The following is a 16,981-nucleotide window of genomic DNA, read 5'->3' on the forward strand; positions in this document are numbered from 1 at the left end:
TCGTGCTGGTCCTGTTGCCCCCGTCCGAAGGAAAGGCCACCTCCGGCCGTGGCGCCCCGCTGAAGCCGGAGTCGCTGTCGCTGCCGGGGCTCGGCGCCGCCCGTGCGGCCGTGCTGACCGAACTCGTCGAGCTCTGCGCGAGTGACGAGGTCAAGGCGCGTGAGGTCCTCGGGCTGAGCGAGGGGCTGCGCGGGGAGGTCGCGAAGAACGCGGAGCTGCGCACGGCGGGCGCCCGGCCGGCCGGGGAGATCTACACCGGGGTCCTGTACGACGCCCTCGGCCTGGCCTCGCTGGATGCGGCGGCGAAGCGGCGGGCGGCCCGTTCGCTGCTGGTGTTCTCCGGGTTGTGGGGTGCCGTCCGGGTCACGGACCGCATCCCCTCGTACCGCTGCTCGATGGGGGTGAAACTGCCGGCTCTCGGGGCGCTGGGCGCGTACTGGCGGGCGCCGATGGCGGAGGTGATGCCCGAGGTCGCCGGGGAGGGGCTGGTGCTGGATCTGCGGTCGGCGGCGTACACGGCGGCGTGGAAGCCGAAGGGCGAGGTCGCCGGGCGGACGGCGAGCGTGCGGGTGCTGCACGCGCCGACCCGGAAGGTGGTCAGCCACTTCAACAAGGCGACGAAGGGGCGGATCGTGCGCGCGCTGCTGGCGGCGGGGATCGCGCCCGCGGGCCCGGCCCAGCTGGTGGAGGCGCTGCGGGACCTCGGGCATGTGGTGGAGGCGCAGGCGCCGGCTCGGGCGGGGACGCCGTGGACGCTGGATGTGCTGGTGACGGACGTGCACTGAGACACCGGCGTCGATCCTTCCCGTTGCGCACCTTCTCGTTGCGTTCTCCGCAACGGTCTTTGCGCAGAGTGCATCCGCTGGGCAGGATGAGGTCCATGACCTCGTCCGTGTCCTCCCCGTCGGCTGCCTCCGTCCTGGATCTCGCGCCCGTCGTGCCCGTGGTGGTCGTGGCGGACGCCGGTGACGCCGTGCCGCTGGCGCGGGCGCTGGTGGCGGGCGGACTGCCGGCGGTCGAGGTCACGTTGCGCACGCCCGCCGCGCGGTCGCGCGCGCGGTGCCGGAGGCGGTGGTCTGGGCGGGGACCGTGATCACGCCGGAGCAGGTGACGGCGTGCCGCGCGGCCGGGGCGCGGTTCCTCATCAGTCCCGGCTGGACGGACACGCTGCTCACGGCGATGCGGGAGTCCGGGCTGCCGTTCCTGCCGGGGGTGTCAACGCCCTCGGAGGTGGTGGCGCTGCTGGAGCGCGGGGTGCGGGAGATGAAGTTCTTCCCGGCGCGGGCGGCGGGCGGTACGGCGTATCTGCGGTCGCTCGCCGGACCGTTGCCGCAGGCCCGGTTCTGCCCGACCGGCGGGATCGGCCCGGACGACGCGCCGGAGTACCTGGCGTTGCCCGACGTCGGCTGTGTGGGCGGGGGTTGGATGGTGCCCGCGGACGCGGTGGCGGCGCGGGACTGGGCTCGGGTGGAGGCGCTGGCGCGGACGGCCGCGGGTCTTACGGGCGCAGGTGCGACGTGTCGTTGAGGAGGCGGACGCTGGCGTTGCCGTCGGCGTAGTACGCCACCACCGACAGGGAGGCCGCCGACAGTTCCATGCGGAAGAGGGACTCGGGCGGCGCGCCGAGGGCGAGCCGGACCAGGGTCTTGATCGGGGTGACGTGGGTGACCAGCAGGACCGTGCGGCCCGCGTACGCCGCGACCAGCTTGTCGCGGGTGGCGGCGATCCGGGTGGCGGTCGCCGCGAAGCTCTCGCCGCCGCCGGTCGGTTCCGCCTCGGGGTCGGCGAGCCAGGCGTCGAGGTCCTCGGGGTGGCGCTCGCGGACCTCGCCGAAGGTGAGTCCCTCCCACGCGCCGAAGTCGGTCTCGCGCAGCCCGTCGTCGACGGTGACCTCCAGGCCCAGGCGGGCCGCGACCGCGCCCGCGGTCTCCCGGGTGCGGGCGAGCGGGGAGGCGACGATGTGCTGGATCGTGCCGCGCCGGGCGAGTGCCGCGGCGACCCGTTCGGCCTGCTCCCGGCCGACGGCGGAGAGGGAGGGGTCGGTGCCGCCACTGCCGGAGAAGCGCTTCTCGGGGGTGAGCGGGGTCTCGCCGTGCCGGAGCAGGACGAAGGTGGCCGGGGCGCCGAGATCGGGAGCGGAGGACCAGCCGACGGACGGCTGCTCGGCCGGCGGGGTGGCGACGGTACGGGCGGCGCGCTGGTCGTCGTCGGCCTTCGCGCCGGGGGATGCCGGGGATGCGAGGGATGCCGGGGATGCGGGGGATGCGTGGTCGGTGGCCGAGGCGCGGCGCCGGCCCAGCGCCTCCCGGGCCTTCGCCGCCCCGGCGACGGCGTCACCGGGCGGACCCGACGGCTCGGGGACGGCCGACGCCGCACGCCCCGACGGCTCCGCAGCCGCCGACGCCGCACGCCCCGGCCGCTCAGGGGCCGCCGCCACCCCGGACGACGCCTCCAGCGCCGCCCGCGACGCGCCCGCGTCCCACTGCTCGCCCCGCTTGCCCGCGTCCATCGCCTCGTTCGCCAGGCGGTCGGCGTGCTTGTTCTGCTCGCGCGGGATCCACTCGTAGCTGACCTGTCCGGGCGGGAAGACGCGGGCCGCCTCCGCCGCCAGCGGCTTCATCGCGGGGTGCTTGATCTTCCAGCGGCCCGTCATCTGCTCGACGACGAGCTTGGAGTCCATCCGGACCCGCACCGCGGCGGACGGGTCCAGTTCGTGGGCGGCGCGCAGACCGGCCAGCAGGCCCCGGTACTCGGCCACGTTGTTGGTGGCGACGCCGATGTACTCGGCGCGCTCGACGAGGGTCTCCCCCGTCGCCGCGTCGATCACCACGCTGCCGTAGCCCGCGGGCCCCGGGTTACCCCGGGAACCGCCGTCCGCCTCGACGATGAACTCCCGCACGCCCCAGGCCCCCCTACAGTCCGGACTCGGAGGTCCGCACCAGGATGCGGCGGCAGTTCTCGCACCGTACGACCGTGTCGGGCGCGGCGGAGCGGATCTCGTTCAGTTCGGTGATGGCGAGCTCCTGGCGGCAGCCCTGGCAGGTGCGCTGGTAGAGCTTGGCGGCGCCGATGCCGCCCTGCTGCTCGCGCAGCTTGTCGTAGAGCTTGAGCAGGTCGGCGGGGACGGAGGCGGAGACGACCTCGCGCTCCTTGGTGACGGAGGCCGCCTCGCCGTCGATCTCCTCGAAGGCGGCGTCCCGGCGGCCGGTCGCGTCGTCGATCTTCGCCTGGACGGAGCCGACGCGCTCGGTCAGCTCGGCGACCCGCTCCTGGGCGCTCTCGCGGCGCTCCATGACCTCCAGGACGATGTCCTCCAGGTCGCCCTGGCGCTTGGCGAGGGAGACGATCTCCTTCTGGAGGTTCTCCAGGTCCTTCGGGGAGGTGACCGCGCCGGAGTCGAGCCGCTGCTGGTCGCGGGCGGCACGCTGACGGACCTGGTCGACGTCCTGCTCGGCCTTGGTCTGCTCGCGGGCGCAGTCGCTCTCCTCGGTCTGCGCGGCCACGAGCAGGTCGCGCAGCTGCGTGAGGTCCTTGGTCAGCGAGTCGATCTCGGCGTGCTCGGGCAGCGACCTCCGCTTGTGGGCGAGCTGCTGGAGGCGGACGTCGAGGGCCTGGACGTCGAGGAGTCGGATCTGGTCGGCGGGCGCGGCGTTCAGTTGGGGGCTCCAAGGGACGGGGAGTGGCTGGTCCAGGGGTCGGTGACCGTCTTCGAGACGTGGACCCTCAGGTCCCAGCCGTTCCGGTCGGAAATCTCGTCGAGCTGGGCGGCGGCCAGCTCGCACCAGGGCCATTCGGTGGCCCAGTGCGCCGCGTCGAGCAGCGCGAGAGGACTGTGCGCGCGGGCCTCGGAGGCCGGGTGGTGGCGCAGGTCCGCGGTGAGGAAGGCGTCGACGCCGGCGGCGCGGACGTGGTCGAAGAGGCTGTCGCCGGAGCCGCCGCTGACGGCGACCGTGCGGACGGGTGCCTCGGGGTCGCCCGCCACCCGGATGCCCTGCGCGGTGGCCGGCAGCCGCTCGGCGGCGCGCGCGGCGAACTCGCGGACGGTGAGCGGGTGGTCGAGCTCGCAGATCCGCCCGAGGCCGCGGCGGCCGGAAGGGTCGGCGGGGTCGGGCACGAGGGGCCGTACGACCCGCAGGTCCAGGGCCCCGGCGAGCGCGTCGCTGACGCCTGGGTCCGCGGTGTCGGCGTTGGTGTGGGCGACGTGCAGCGCGATGTCGTTCTTGATGAGGGTGTGCACGACGCGGCCCTTGAAGGTGGAGGCCGCGACGGTCGTCGTACCGCGCAGATAGAGCGGATGGTGGGTGACGAGCAGGTCGGCGTCCAGCTTCACCGCCTCGTCGACGATCTCCTGGACGGGGTCGACGGCGAACAGGACCCGTACGACGTCCTGGTCCGGGTCTCCCACGACGGTACCGACCGCGTCCCAGGACTCGGCCCGCTCGGCGGGCCACAGGTTCTCCAGCGCGGCGATGACTTCAGACAGACGGGGCACGGGAAAAGGCTACCTGTCCGTTGACCTGGGGTGCACCGCTGTCGCCCGCCGGCCGGCGGCACGCCCCTGACCTGGCCGGTTCAGGGCCGGGGCGGGCACAGCACACCCTCCTCACCACCCTCAGGCGAATCGCTTCTGCGCCACTCGTACGAGGGAAGCCCCCGCCCGCCGATCCCACGCCCGCGCGTGCGAAAACTAGCTTCGTCGCCGGAGGTGACCGAACGATGACGGCCTGTGCGATCGAACCGACCGCCGCGGACGGGAACGGGAACGACGACCGGACGCCGCACGCGGACTGCGTGATCACGGCGGACGGCGCCTACGCCGCACGTCTCGCCCTCGCCGGCGAGTCCTGGTTCCCGGAGCGCTGGACGCTGGACGGCCCCGAGCCGTACGCCGTGCCGCTGCCCGGCCATCAGCCGGAGGAGCCCGGCACGGAGGTACAGCCGCTGGCCGACGGGCGGGTCCTCATCCGGCGGGTGGTCCAAGGGCGGCACACCTTCTCGCTCCTCTACCCGACCGGCCCCGGCACGGGCGAGCTGCCGCTGGGCGCGGTCGAGTGCCCGGACCGGGAGGCCCGGCTGCGGCTGCTGCCGCCGGCGCCGTGCGGTGAGCGGGCGTACGCCCTCGCCGTGGGCCGGGACTCGACGGCGCTGTGGCTGGTGGCGGGCGGCGCCTTCGGGCCCGAGCAGGTCGCGGAGGTCCCGGGCCGCTGCTCGGGCGGGGTCTGGCTGGACCGGACGGGACGCCTGCTGGCGCTGGACCGTGAGGCGGGCGGGCGCACCAAGGCGATCGTGGTGGACCTGGAGCGCGGGGGTGAGGCGTCGCCGCTGTTGCAGATCGCCGCCGACAGCGACGACCGTCTGCTGCTGGCCGCCCCCGACAGCGGTCTGCTGCTCATCCGCTCGGACGCCCCCTCCCCCGGTGCGGCCCGGCTGGGCTGGGGGGTGCTGGGCAGCACGTTCCCGGTGCGGTTCCCGGAGTCGCTGCGGCTGCCCGACTGCACCGTGACGCCGTTCGCGATCCAGCCGGGGCAGGTGCTGCTGCCGGAGGCGTGCGCGGTGGCGCTGCGCATCGACGGGCCGCTCGGCAGCTGGCTGGGGATCTGGCGACCCGTGGAACGGCGGCTGCGGCAACTCGCCGCGCCCCAGGGGTGGCTGGCGGGCTCGGGGGTGTGGACACCGGACGGTGTGTTGCGGCTGCCGTACGCGACGCGGGCGGAGCCGTGCGGGGTGGCGCGGGTGGCCGTACCGGCTTTGGACCCGCCCGCGGAGGCGCCGGCGGCCGGCGCCGAGCCCTCGGGCTCCGCGGAGTCCTCGGACCCCGCGGAGCCCGCGGAGCTGCCGGAACCCTCGGGGCTGGGGGAGCCCGCCGCCCGTCCGGTCCCCCTGCAACAGGCCCCGCTCAGCCGTCTTGTAACGAAGTAGCAGCGGTTGGCGTGGCCGCCTGGCTTCGCACCGTGGTCTGCCGGATAAACTCGCCCGGCTGTAAGAAAGATCATGTTGACGGGGTGAACACTTCCGATGAGCGACGCAAGCACCACGCAGCCGCTGTCCGCCGGCACCCAGGAGACCGCCGGTCGCGGCCGGCACCGGGGCCCGGTCTCGTCCCACGACACCGAGTCCGCTCCGCGCGGCCGGCACCGCAAGCCGGCCGAGGAGAAGGCCGAGGCGGCTGCCTGAGCGGCAGACGAGAGGCCCCGTCCGACGGACGGGGCCTTTCCCGTGTGTACTCGCCCGCCGGCCGCAAGGCCGTGACCTCGACAACCCGTTGGCTTCGAGAGGGAACGACATGCCCGAGCTGCGCCAGGCCCGCGTCGGCGACCACGGCACGATCGTCAGATGTGTACAGCAGTGGTGGGGCGACTCGCGTACCCCCGCGCAGGCCCGCGAGCTTTCGCTGCTGCTCCCCAAGCTGTTCCTGCAGTTCTTCTCCAGCACGAGCCTGATCCTGGAGGACGAAGCCGGCATCAGGGCGTTCCTCGTCGGTTTCCATGCCGCCGACAACGACGAGGAGGCGTACATCCACTTCGTGGGAGTGGACCCGGAGCTTCGTGGGCAGGGAGCAGGCCGCCGTCTGTACACGGCCTTCTTCCAGCGTGCGGCCGAGGCGGGCCGCACCGAAGTGCGGGCGATCACCTCACCGGCGAACACCGGGTCCATCGCCTTTCACCGCGCCATGGGGTTCACCCTCGAGAGCGGGGACCGGATGGTCGATGGCCTGCCCCTGCACAGCGACTACGACGGTCCCGGTCAGGACCGGGTGTGCTTCTACAAGAGGATCGCCCGCTGACCCGCGGTCACACCTCGCCGACCGGAACATCGCCGACCGCACAGCCTTGCCGCTAGGCCCTGTCGTTTGGATCATCCCGGCGTCGCGGGGCCTGGCACGCACATCTGCGGCGTTGTCGTCACTCGCCGACGCTCCGCGTCGACTCCCTCCTCCGCCTTGCATCTGCACGCACCAGGCCCCGCTCGGGTCGGTCGAGAGGCACCGCACCTCACAGCCGGCCTGATCCAAACGACAGGGCCTAGTCCTTCCGCAGGCCCAGCACCTCCGTCGCCGCGAAGGTCTCGCCGGCCGGGCGGTCCGCGTAGTGCGGGGTGAGCACCGCGTCCAGCTCCTCGTAGGTGAAGGTGTCCTCCTTGCTGTCGAACTTCGCCTGGACGCGGGGCCGTTCGACGACGGCGACCATTCCGCCGTGCACGACGAGCAGCTGTCCGTTGACCCGTGCGGCGGCCGGTGAGGCCAGGTAGCCGACGAGCGGGGCGACGTGCTCGGGGGCGAGCGGGTCCGGCCCCTCGGCGGGGGGTTCGAGGCCCGCGAAGACGTCCTCGGTCATCCGGGTGCGGGCGCGCGGGCAGATGACGTTGGCGGTGACGCCGTACTTGGCGAGCGCGAGGGCGGTGGACGTCGTCAGCCCGACGATGCCGCCCTTGGCCGCCGCGTAGTTGGGCTGTCCGGCGGAGCCCGCCAGGAACGCCTCGGAGGAGGTGTTCACGATCCGCCCGTACACCGGTCCGCCGGCCGCTTTGGACCGCTCGCGCCAGTGCGCGGCGGCGAAGCGGGTGGTGTTGAAGTGGCCCTTGAGGTGGACCCGGATCACCGCGTCCCACTCGTCCTCGGTCATGGAGAAGACCATGCGGTCGCGCAGGATGCCCGCGTTGTTGACGAGGACGTCCAGCTTGCCGAACGCGTCGATCGCCGACTCGACCAGCTCACGGGCCTGCCGGAAGTCGGAGACGTCCCCGGTGTGGGCGAGGGCGCGGCCCCCGGCCGAACGGATCTCGCGGGCCACCTCCTCGGCGGGGCCCGCCGAGGCCGCGCCCGAGCCGTCGCGGCCGGGCCGCCCGTGGTCGTTGACGACGACGGCCGCGCCGAGGCGTGCCAGCTCCAGCGCCTCGGCCCGGCCGAGGCCGCGTCCGGCACCGGTGACGATCGCCGACAGGCCGTCCAGCGGCAGCGACATGACCGGCCCTCAGATCTCTATGCAGGTGCGCAGGGCGGCCCCCGTGCGCATCTGGTCGAGGGCCTCGTCGATCTCCGCCAGCGGTACGCGGTGCGTGATCAGGCCGGTGAGGTCGATCCGGCCGGCCCGCCACAGCGCGATGGTCCGCTCGTAGGAGCGCAGCACGTCGCCGCCGCCGTACATCGACGGCAGGATGCGCTTCTCGTCGAAGAACAGCTCGAACATGTTGAGCTGGAGGAAGTCGTCCATGGCGCCGGCGCCGACGACGACGAGGGTGCCGCCGCGCCGGGTGGTGTCGTAGGCGGTGCGGGCGGTGGCGGAGCGGCCGACGACCTCGAAGACGTAGTCGAAGCCCTCGCCGCCGGTGATCTGCTGCTTGGCGTCCGCCAGTTCCTCCGGGGAGACGGCCTTCGTGGCGCCGAACCGGAGCGCTGCCTCACGGCGGGAGGCGACCGGGTCGACGGCGACGATCTCGGCGGCGCCCTTGAGCCGGGCGCCCTGGATCGCGGACACGCCCACTCCCCCGCAGCCGATGACGGCGACGGACGAACCGGCCGCCACGTCGGCGGTGTTGAGGGCGGCGCCCAGGCCGGTGGTCACCCCGCAGCCGATGAGGGCGGCGATGTCGAAGGGCACGTCGTCGGGGATCGGGACGGCGCAGCCCGCGTCGACCACGACCTCCTCGGCGAAGGTGCCGGTGCCGGCGAAGCCGAAGACGTCGCCGCCGGGCCGCTTGAAGTTGGGCGTGCCCGCGTTCATGAACCCGGCCAGGCACAGCTCGGTCTGTCCGCGCCGGCAGGCGGGGCACGCGCCGCAGGCCGGCAGCCAGCACACCACCACCCGGTCGCCGGGCTTGACCCGGGTGACGCCCTCGCCCACCTCCAGGACCTCGCCGGCCCCCTCGTGGCCCGGCACGAAGGGCGCGGGCTGCGGCAGCACCCCGCCCATCGCGGACAGGTCCGAGTGGCACAGCCCCGTGGCGCGCACCCGGATCCTGACCCTTCCGGGGCCGAAGCCCACCGCCTCGACGTCGTCGAGGACCTCCAGCTTGTCCTGGCCGATCTCGTGCAGTACGGCTGCGCGCATGGTGCGGCTCCCCTCGGGTCCCCTTCGGTCGGTTCAGGAGTGTTCGACGATCGTGTCGGCGAGGACGGGCGCGTCGTCCCGCTCTCCGGCGCTCACGGCCACCCGCACGCCGCCGTCTCCGGGCCACATGCGGATGCGCAGGGTCTCCCCCGGGTACACGACGCCGGCGAAGCGGGTGGCGTACCGGTGGACCCGGCTCACGTCACCGCCGAGCAGCGTGTCGACGACCGCCTTCAGCGTGATGCCGTAGGTGCACAGGCCGTGCAGGATGGGCCGCTCGAAGCCGGCGCGCTTGGCGAAGTCGGGGTCGGCGTGCAGCGGGTTCCAGTCGCCGGAGAGGCGGTAGAGCAGGGCCTGGTCCTCGCGGACGTGCCGTTCGACGGTCGTGGCGGGGGCGCCGGCGGGTGGGTCGAGGCGGGTCGACGGGCCCCGGTCGCCGCCCCAGCCGCCCTCCCCTCGGACGAAGATCTGGGCGTCGTTGGTCCACAACGGGCCCTCGGTGTCGGTGACTTCGGTGCGCATGACGAGGACGGCGGCCTTGCCCTTGTCGTACACGGCGGCGATGCGGCCGGTGGCGGTGGCGGTGCCCTCGGCGGGCAGCGGCCGGTGCAGGGTCAGGGACTGGCCGCCGTGCAGGACGTGGGCGAGGTCGACGTCCACGCCGGGCATGGACAGTCCGCTGATCACTCCGGGGGAGCCGGCGCCCGCGACGGTGGCGAAGCTCGGCAGGACGTGCAGCCGGGATTCCAGGGTGTAGCGCAGTTCGTCGGGGTCGGTGGCGGGGCGGCCCGCGCCGACGCCGAGGTGGTAGAGCAGGACGTCCTTGCGGTCCCAGGTGATCTCGCCGGTCCGGGGTTCGGCGGCGAGGGCCTTGGCTGCGTCGATGGGCATGGGGCTCCTGACGGTGGCGGTGCACGGCGGAAGACCTCGGCACGGTCGTCCGCACCGTCGGCCGCACCGAGGTCGTCACGGGGCCGCGGAACCCGCCCGGGGTAGAACGCGTTCCAGTGCGGCGACCCCCTGTATAGCCCAGGCCCCCCTAGTTGTGAATACTCCTGACGGCATGTCAGATGTGGCTGTCGGCCTCGCCTCCCGGGACATTTGTCCCGCCCGGATCCGTACACGCGGCCCTGCCGGAGAGCGGCCCCGCGGCCGTAGCGTCGAGGACGGCCGAGGAACGGCGGACCGACGCACGGGAACGGGGGCGGCGACATGGTGAGGTCACGCGGGGGACCGCGGCGCGCGCTGGCGTGCCACTGGCGGCAGTGGCGGGCGGGGGTGCGTCAGGCGCGCGAGTACCAGCGGGCCTACCAGGCGAACAAGGAACGCTTCAAGGAGGAGTACCGGGCCGCCCAGGCGGCGGGGCGGCTCCCCGAGCACATGGGCCCGCCGCCCACCGGTTTCTCCCTGCTGCCGTGGCTGCTGCTGGGGATGGGCGCGTTCTCCGACCTCTTCGGCGGCCGGGCGCCGGACCCCTGGATCGGGGCGCTGGGCCTGCTGACGTTCAACAGCCTCTACATCTACGTGGCCTTCCACTCCTTCTCCAAGCGGCACCGCGAGGCCTCCCCCACCCGGGTGGCGCTGGGCCTGATGGCCCTGGTGACCTGCGGTCTCGCCGGGGCGTACGGCGGGAACTGGGTGCTGTTCTTCCCGCTGCTGGGCCTGGCGACGGGTGCCGCCCTGCGCGGCCGGCATCTGCGTGTCGCCGGCGCGGCGGTGGCGGTCCTGGCGGGCACGGTCTCCTACGTCCACGAGGGCTGGAGCGGCCTGGACACCGCGTACGCGACCTGGATCTCGACGATGGTGACGGCCGCGATCCTGTCCCTCTCCGAGGCGGTACGGGATCTGCGCGCCGCCCGCGAGGAACTGGCCCGCCAGGCCGTCGAGAAGGAACGCCTGCGCTTCTCGCGGGACCTGCACGACCTGCTGGGGCACACGCTGTCGGTGATCGTGGTGAAGGCGGAGGCGGCCCGGCGGCTGGCGCCGCGCGACATGGACGCGGCCCTCGCGCAGATCACGGACGTCGAGTCGGTGGGCCGACAGGCGCTGACCGAGATCCGCGAGGCCGTCACCGGCTACCGCGAGGGCAGCCTCGACACCGAGCTGGGCCGGGCCCGCTCGGCCCTCACCGCGGCGGGCGTCGAGCCGGTCGTCGGCCGGTCGGGACCGCCCCTCGAACCGCAGACGGCGGCCCTGCTGGGGTGGGTGGTCCGGGAGGCGGTCACCAATGTCGTCCGCCACAGCGACGCGACCCACTGCGAGATCACCGTGTCGAACGCGGCGGAACGGGTCCGGCTGACGATCAAGGACAACGGCACGAGCGCCTCGGCCGGCGGGGCGGAGGAGGGCCTTCCGACCGGCGGGGCCCAGCGGACACGGCCGGCGGGCGCGGGCGTCTCGGCCGGTGGGGCCGAGGGGGGTCTGTCAGCCGGCGGGGTGGAGGGGGCACGGCCGACGGGCGCGGGCGTCTCGATCGGTGGGGCGGGCTGCGGTACAGGCCTCACCGGGCTGCGTGAACGTCTCGCCGCGGTGGGCGGCTCTCTGACGGCGGGCCCCGACCCCCGGGGCGGCTTCTCGGTGACGGCGGAACTCCCGACGGAGGCGACGGGAACGCCGCACGACGGGGTGCCCCCGGCGAGTGCGCCACGCCCATCGCAGGACCTGCCGGTCCCGCGCGACAGCATCACGGCGCCGGCCGAGGCCCCGGCGGACCCGGCAGGCGGGTCGGCGTCGGCGGACGTACCCCCGTCCCCGGCGACCGGCGACGCCCCCGCCTCCGCGGCCGTCTCAGGCGTTTCCGGCGGTCGTGGTTCTACGCTGGGGCCGTGAATGAGATGTCCGGGGAGGACCCTTCCGTCGAGATGGTCAGGGTGTTGCTCGCGGAGGATCAGGGGATGCTGCGCGGGGCTTTGGCGCTGTTGTTGGGGATGGAGGCGGACATGGAGGTCGTGGCACAGGTGGGCGCCGGGGACCTGATCGTGGACGCGGCCCTCGCCCACCGGCCGGACGTGGCGCTGCTCGACATCGAACTGCCGGGCATGAGCGGCCTGGACGCCGCCGCCGAGCTGCGCGAGCGCGTGCCCGACTGCCGGGTGCTGATCCTGACGACCTTCGGCCGGCCGGGCTATCTGCGGCGGGCGATGGAGGCCGGGGCCGCCGGGTTCCTGGTCAAGGACGGGCCCGTGGAGGAGCTGGCGGCGGCGATCCGCAAGGTGCTGGCCGGGGAGACCGTCGTCGACCCGGCGCTGGCCGCCGCCGCCCTGGGCGCCGGCCCGAATCCGCTGACGGCGCGCGAGCGCGACGTACTGAAGGCGTCCGTGGACGGCGCGACCGTCGCGGACATCGCCGCCCGGCTGCATCTGTCGGAGTCGACGGTCCGCAACTACCTCTCCTCCGCCATCGGCAAGACCGGCACCCGCAACCGGATGGAGGCGGTGCGGGAGGCCCGTCGACAGGGCTGGCTCTGACGGCCGCTCGGCCCGCCGGCACACTGCCCGCATGTCCTCGTGGATCCGGTTCGGCTCCCGCACGGCCGCGCTCGCGGCGGCTCCGGCCGCCGTCCTCGTCACGGCCGTGGCGCCCGCCCCGGCCGGGGACCCGGGCGAGGGCGAGGGCGCGTTACGGCCGGAGGCCGGCCCCGGCCGACTTCCTCACGGAGAACGCCGACAAGGGCGCCGGGCCGCGAACGGGGAGCGTCTTAGATCCCGGCGCCCGTGCGCCGCAGTACCCGCAGTGAGCCGGTGGCCGAGATCTCCGTGAAGGCGCCGGAGGCCAGGGCGCGCAGGTGGACGCGGTAGGGGGCCTGGCCGGTGAACTCGTCGGCCGGGTCGGGGAAAACGTCGTGGATGACGAGCAGGCCGCCCTCGGCGACATGCGGGGCCCAGCCCTCGTAGTCGGCGTTCGCGTGCTCGTCGGTGTGGCCGCCGTCGACGAAGACCAGGCCGAGGGGCGTGTTCCACAGGGCGGCGATCTGCGGCGACCGCCCGACCAGCGCCACCACGTGCTCCTCCAGGCCGGCCCGGTGCAGGGTGCGGCGGAAGGTGGGCAGGGTGTCCATCAGGCCGAGTTCGGGGTCGACGGTGGCCGGGTCGTGGTAGTCCCAGCCCGGCTGCTGCTCCTCGCTGCCGCGGTGGTGGTCGACGGTGAGCGCGGTGACCCCGCACTGGCGGGCCGCGTCCGCGAGCAGGATCGTGGAGCGCCCGCAGTAGGTGCCGACCTCCAGCAGCGGAAGCCCGAGCCGCCCGGCCTCCGCGGCCGCCGCGTACAGCGCCAGTCCCTCGTCGGCGGGCATGAACCCCTTCGCGGCGTCGAACGCGGCCAGGATCTCGGGCTTGGGTGCCGCGGCCATGGGGGCCTGCCTTTCCGAGGAGGGGTGGGTGGGTCGTCGGGGTGCCCCATGGTGCCGCACCCCCCGTCGGCCGTGCGACGGGGGGTGCGGGCACTACGCGGTGACCGCCTCGCCCGGCAGGGACAGGTCCAGGTCGACGGCCCGCGGGTCGCCCGCGTGGGTCGCCGAGGAGGCGAGCGGGGCGTGGCCGGCGGCCTTCGCGGCGAGGACGTAGGTGCCCCCGGCGGGAACGGTGAGGGCGTAGCTGCCGTCCGTCGCGGACACGGTGGCGCCGGCCTGGCGGCCCCGGTGGTCGATGAGGGTGACCTTGGCGCGGGCGACCGGGGCGCCGTCGGCGTCCAGGACCCGGCCGCGGAAGCCCCGCAGGGCCGCCTCGGCGCGCTCCGGGCCGGCGTCCTCCTCGCTGGAGGCCCGCGGTCGCGGGCCGTCGGCCGGGGTGCGGCCGGGCAGGAAGAGGGCGAGGAGCAGGCCCACGGCGACGGCGGCGGTGGCGATCAGGAAGGAGAGACGGAAGCCGTGCATGGTCGGGATCTCCACGCCGCCCACCGTGTGCGAGGTGTTCGCCAGCACCATGCCGATGACGGCGCTGGAGACCGAGGTGCCGATGGAGCGCATCAGGGTGTTGAGGCCGTTGGCCGCGCCGGTCTCCGAGGCGGGGACGGCACCGACGATCAGCGCGGGCAGGGAGGAGTAGGCGAGGCCGATGCCGGCGCCGAGGACGACCGAGGTGACGACGGTCTGCCAGGCGGCGTCCATCAGGCCGAGGCCGCCTCCGTAGCCGAGGGCGATGACCAGCAGACCGATGATGAGGGTGGTCTTGGGGCCGTAGCGGGCCGACAGGCGGGCGTAGACGGGCGTCGTGAACATCATCGTCAGGCCCAGCGGGGCCACGCACAGGCCTGCGACGACCATCGACCGGCCGAGGCCGTAGCCGGTGCTCTCCGGCAGCTGGAGCAGCTGCGGCAGGACGAGGGAGACGACGTAGAAGCTGACGCCGACCATGATCGAGGCGAGGTTGGTGAAGAGCACGGCGGGGCGGGCCGTGGTGCGCAGGTCGACCAGCGGGGCCGTGAGGCGCAGCTCCATGACGCCCCACAGGACGAGGACGACGGCCGCGGCGCCGAACAGGCCGAGGGTGGTGCCGGAGGTCCAGCCCCAGTCGCTGCCCTTGGTGATCGGCAGCAGGAAGAGCACGAGACCGGCGGACAGCCCCAGCGCGCCGGGCAGGTCGAAGGAGCCCTCGGCCCGTGCCGGGGACTCGGGGACGACGAGCAGGGTGAGGAGGATCGAGAGGGCGCCGAGGCCGGCGGCGCCGTAGAAGAGGGTGTGCCAGTCGGTGTGCTGGGCGACGAGGGCCGCGGCGGGCAGGGCGAGGCCGCCGCCGACGCCGATCGAGGAGCTCATCAGGGCCATCGCCGAGCCGAGCCGTTCGCGGGGCAGCATGTCGCGCATCAGGCCGATGCCGAGCGGGATCGCGCCCATCGCGAAGCCCTGGAGGGTGCGTCCGGCGATCATCGTGAGCAGGTCGCTGGTGACCGCGCTGACCAGCGCGCCGACGACCATCACGGCCAGGCTGGCGATCAGCATGCGCCGTTTGCCGAACAGGTCGCCGAGGCGGCCCATGATCGGCGTGGCGACGGCGCCGGACAGGAGCGTGGAGGTCAGTACCCAGGTGGCGTCGCTGGGGGTGGTGTCCAGCAGCTGCGGCAGGTCCTTGATGACCGGGACGAGCAGGGTCTGCATCACCGCGACCACGATGCCCGCGAAGGCGAGCACCGGGACGACGGCGCCGCTCGCCGAGCGTGGGGGCTGGTCGGTCGGCGTGTGCGTCATGGAGCGGGGCCTCCGGGCCGGGGGTGTGGGGCGGGATACGTGCAGACCGAACGACGTATGCAAGAGCAACTATTCCGGTGTTCTGGCACTCTGACGAATTCTTCACCTTCCCTCGGGTACGGACCGCGGACCTAAGCCGAAATCCCGATGCCGGGGGCACCGATTGGTTGGGAACATGACGAACCATGACGTCCAAGCCCGCCTCAGACCGCGCCGCCCGCCGCTCCCCCTCCCCCGCCTGGCTCGTCGTCGCCCTCGCGTGCGCCGGGCAGTTCCTCGTCGTCCTCGACGTGTCCGTCGTCAACGTGGCGCTGCCGTCGATGCGGGCGGAGCTGGGGATGAGCGCGTCCGGCCTTCAGTGGGTGGTGAACGCGTACGCCATCGCCTTCGCCGGGTTCATGCTGCTCGGCGGACGCGCCGGCGACCTCTACGGGCGCAAGCGGATGTTCCTCGTCGGGCTCACCCTGTTCACGCTGGCCTCGCTGGCCGGCGGACTGGCGCGGGACGACTGGCAGTTGCTGCTCGCGCGCGCCGCGCAGGGGCTGGGCGCGGCGGTCCTGGCGCCCTCGACGCTGACGATCGTCACCGCCGCCGTCCCGGAGGGCGCCGCGCGCGCCCGGGCGATCGCGACGTGGACGGCGGTCGGTGCGGGCGGCGGGGCCGCGGGCGGCCTGGTGGGCGGGGTCCTGGTCGATCTGCTCGACTGGCGCTGGGTGCTGCTGATCAACGTGCCGGTCGGCGCGGTCGTCCTGGCGGGCGCGCTCACTCTGCTGTCCGAGAGCCGGGCCGGGGACGGCCGCCGGCTGGACCTGCCGGGCGCCCTGCTGGTCACGGCCGGTCTCGCCACCCTGGCGTACGGCATCTCGCGCACGGAGGCCGAGGGATGGACCGCGCCGGCGGCGCTGCTGCCGCTGGCCGCCGGACTGGCGCTGGTCGGGCTGTTCCTCGCCGTGGAGGCGCGGACGGCGGCCCCGCTGATGCCGCTCGGGCTGCTGCGGCTGCGGTCGGTGTCCTCGGCGAACGTGGCGATGTTCCTGTGCGGCTCGTCGATGTTCTCCATGTGGTTCTTCATGACGCTGTACGCGCAGAACGTGCTCCACTACAGCCCGCTGGAGGCGGGTCTGGCGCTGGTGCCGAGCTCGCTGGCCGTCGTCCTCGGCTCGAAAGTCGCGCCGCGTCTCATGCGGGCGGCCGGGGCGCGCACCGTGGCGGCGCTGGGCGCGCTGGTGGCGGCGGCCGGGTTCGGCTGGCAGTCCACGATGAGCGCGGACGGCGCCTACGTCACCCAGATCATGCTCCCGGGCGTGCTGATGATGCTGGGCGCGGGCCTGACGGCGACCCCGCTCGCCTCGCTCGCCACCTCCGGCGCCGCGCCGGGCGAGGCCGGGCTGGTGTCCGGGCTGGTCAACACCTCCCGCACGATGGGCGGATCGCTGGGCCTGGCGGTGCTGTCGACGCTCGCCGCGGCCCGCACCGACGGACGCGACACGCCCCAGGCCCTGACCGAGGGGTACGCGCTGGCCTTCCGCACGGGCACCGGGGTGCTGCTGGTCGGGGCGGCGCTGATGCTGCTGTGGCTGCCCAGGCACACGGCCCCGGCGGTCTCCGGCGCCCCCGCGAGCGCCCAGCACCCGGCCGGCCGGACGGATTCCGGCGTCTCCACGAGGTGAGGCGACGATCCGGCCGGTGCCGGTGCCGGTGCGCGGGAAGCGGGCGGGGGCGCGGCGCGTCCGGGCGCCGTCAACCGGTGGCC

Annotated in this window: 15 protein-coding genes and 1 pseudogene; 8 read left to right on the forward strand and 8 right to left on the reverse strand. The window is 74.2% G+C overall.

Annotation, left to right across the window (positions count from 1 at the left end; all coding sequences use genetic code 11):
- The first annotated feature begins 2 nt into the window (after positions 1-2).
- Entirely contained in the window at positions 3-785 is a 783-nt protein-coding gene (yaaA, locus tag ALMP_RS03425; protein ID WP_264924534.1) for a peroxide stress protein YaaA, read from the forward strand.
- A gap of 95 nt (positions 786-880) precedes the next feature.
- Positions 881-1,527, forward strand: a pseudogene (gene eda, locus ALMP_RS03430) (bifunctional 4-hydroxy-2-oxoglutarate aldolase/2-dehydro-3-deoxy-phosphogluconate aldolase).
- Here the strand turns inward: eda and ALMP_RS03435 are convergent.
- From ALMP_RS03435 to ALMP_RS03445, 3 genes are read right to left on the reverse strand one after another with little or no spacing between them, the layout of a single operon-like run.
- On the reverse strand, positions 1,499-2,899 hold the full coding sequence (locus ALMP_RS03435; protein ID WP_264924535.1) for a bifunctional RNase H/acid phosphatase: 1,401 nt from the start codon (positions 2,897-2,899) through the stop codon (positions 1,499-1,501). The pseudogene eda and the gene ALMP_RS03435 overlap by 29 nt on opposite strands.
- A gap of 13 nt (positions 2,900-2,912) precedes the next feature.
- A complete protein-coding gene (locus tag ALMP_RS03440; RefSeq protein WP_264924671.1) occupies positions 2,913-3,656 on the reverse strand; it encodes a zinc ribbon domain-containing protein in 744 nt (247 codons plus the stop codon).
- Positions 3,653-4,492 carry a Nif3-like dinuclear metal center hexameric protein gene (locus ALMP_RS03445; RefSeq protein WP_264924536.1) on the reverse strand — a complete coding sequence of 280 codons (840 nt, stop codon included), beginning with the start codon at positions 4,490-4,492 and terminating at the stop codon, positions 3,653-3,655. Before ALMP_RS03445 ends, ALMP_RS03440 begins: the two co-directional genes overlap by 4 nt.
- A gap of 224 nt (positions 4,493-4,716) precedes the next feature.
- Here ALMP_RS03445 and ALMP_RS03450 point away from each other — a divergent pair, with 224 nt between their 5' ends.
- The 3 genes from ALMP_RS03450 to ALMP_RS03460 all read left to right on the forward strand — a co-directional run bounded on the left by ALMP_RS03450 (position 4,717) and on the right by ALMP_RS03460 (position 6,784).
- A complete protein-coding gene (locus ALMP_RS03450) occupies positions 4,717-5,919 on the forward strand; it encodes a hypothetical protein (RefSeq protein ID WP_264924537.1) in 1,203 nt (400 codons plus the stop codon).
- 96 nt (positions 5,920-6,015) lie between these two features.
- Positions 6,016-6,174, forward strand: coding sequence for a hypothetical protein (locus ALMP_RS03455; RefSeq protein ID WP_264924538.1), 159 nt, complete (start codon positions 6,016-6,018; stop codon positions 6,172-6,174).
- 109 nt (positions 6,175-6,283) lie between these two features.
- Positions 6,284-6,784, forward strand: coding sequence for a GNAT family N-acetyltransferase (locus ALMP_RS03460; protein ID WP_264924539.1), 501 nt, complete (start codon positions 6,284-6,286; stop codon positions 6,782-6,784).
- Positions 6,785-7,022: 238 nt separating this feature from the next.
- Here the strand turns inward: ALMP_RS03460 and ALMP_RS03465 are convergent, their stop codons facing one another.
- From ALMP_RS03465 to ALMP_RS03475, 3 genes are read right to left on the reverse strand one after another with little or no spacing between them, the layout of a single operon-like run.
- Positions 7,023-7,961: a 3-oxoacyl-ACP reductase gene (locus ALMP_RS03465; protein ID WP_264924540.1), complete on the reverse strand. Its 939-nt coding sequence runs from the start codon at positions 7,959-7,961 to the stop codon at positions 7,023-7,025.
- A gap of 9 nt (positions 7,962-7,970) precedes the next feature.
- Entirely contained in the window at positions 7,971-9,047 is a 1,077-nt protein-coding gene (locus tag ALMP_RS03470) for a Zn-dependent alcohol dehydrogenase (protein ID WP_264924541.1), read from the reverse strand.
- A 33-nt stretch (positions 9,048-9,080) separates the two neighbouring features.
- The gene (locus tag ALMP_RS03475) at positions 9,081-9,938 is read right to left on the reverse strand and encodes a MaoC/PaaZ C-terminal domain-containing protein (RefSeq protein WP_264924542.1); all 858 of its coding nucleotides are present in this window, start codon (positions 9,936-9,938) and stop codon (positions 9,081-9,083) included.
- Positions 9,939-10,259: 321 nt separating this feature from the next.
- Here ALMP_RS03475 and ALMP_RS03480 point away from each other — a divergent pair, with 321 nt between their 5' ends.
- Together ALMP_RS03480 and ALMP_RS03485 are read left to right on the forward strand one after the other, a co-directional pair.
- The gene (locus ALMP_RS03480; RefSeq protein ID WP_264924543.1) at positions 10,260-11,876 is read left to right on the forward strand and encodes a sensor histidine kinase; all 1,617 of its coding nucleotides are present in this window, start codon (positions 10,260-10,262) and stop codon (positions 11,874-11,876) included.
- A 5-nt stretch (positions 11,877-11,881) separates the two neighbouring features.
- Complete coding sequence (locus ALMP_RS03485; protein WP_264924672.1) at positions 11,882-12,514, forward strand: response regulator transcription factor; 633 nt, start codon at positions 11,882-11,884, stop codon at positions 12,512-12,514.
- A 230-nt stretch (positions 12,515-12,744) separates the two neighbouring features.
- Here the strand turns inward: ALMP_RS03485 and ALMP_RS03490 are convergent, their stop codons facing one another.
- Positions 12,745-13,395, reverse strand: coding sequence for a class I SAM-dependent methyltransferase (locus ALMP_RS03490; RefSeq protein WP_264924544.1), 651 nt, complete (start codon positions 13,393-13,395; stop codon positions 12,745-12,747).
- Between the two features lie 93 nt (positions 13,396-13,488).
- The gene (locus ALMP_RS03495) at positions 13,489-15,228 is read right to left on the reverse strand and encodes an MFS transporter (RefSeq protein ID WP_264924545.1); all 1,740 of its coding nucleotides are present in this window, start codon (positions 15,226-15,228) and stop codon (positions 13,489-13,491) included.
- Positions 15,229-15,413: 185 nt separating this feature from the next.
- Between ALMP_RS03495 and ALMP_RS03500 the strand changes: the two genes are divergently transcribed.
- A complete protein-coding gene (locus ALMP_RS03500; RefSeq protein ID WP_264924546.1) occupies positions 15,414-16,898 on the forward strand; it encodes an MFS transporter in 1,485 nt (494 codons plus the stop codon).
- The last annotated feature ends 83 nt before the right edge of the window (positions 16,899-16,981 follow it).

This window comes from Streptomyces sp. A012304 (genome assembly GCF_026008495.1).
Lineage (GTDB): Bacteria > Actinomycetota > Actinomycetes > Streptomycetales > Streptomycetaceae > Streptomyces.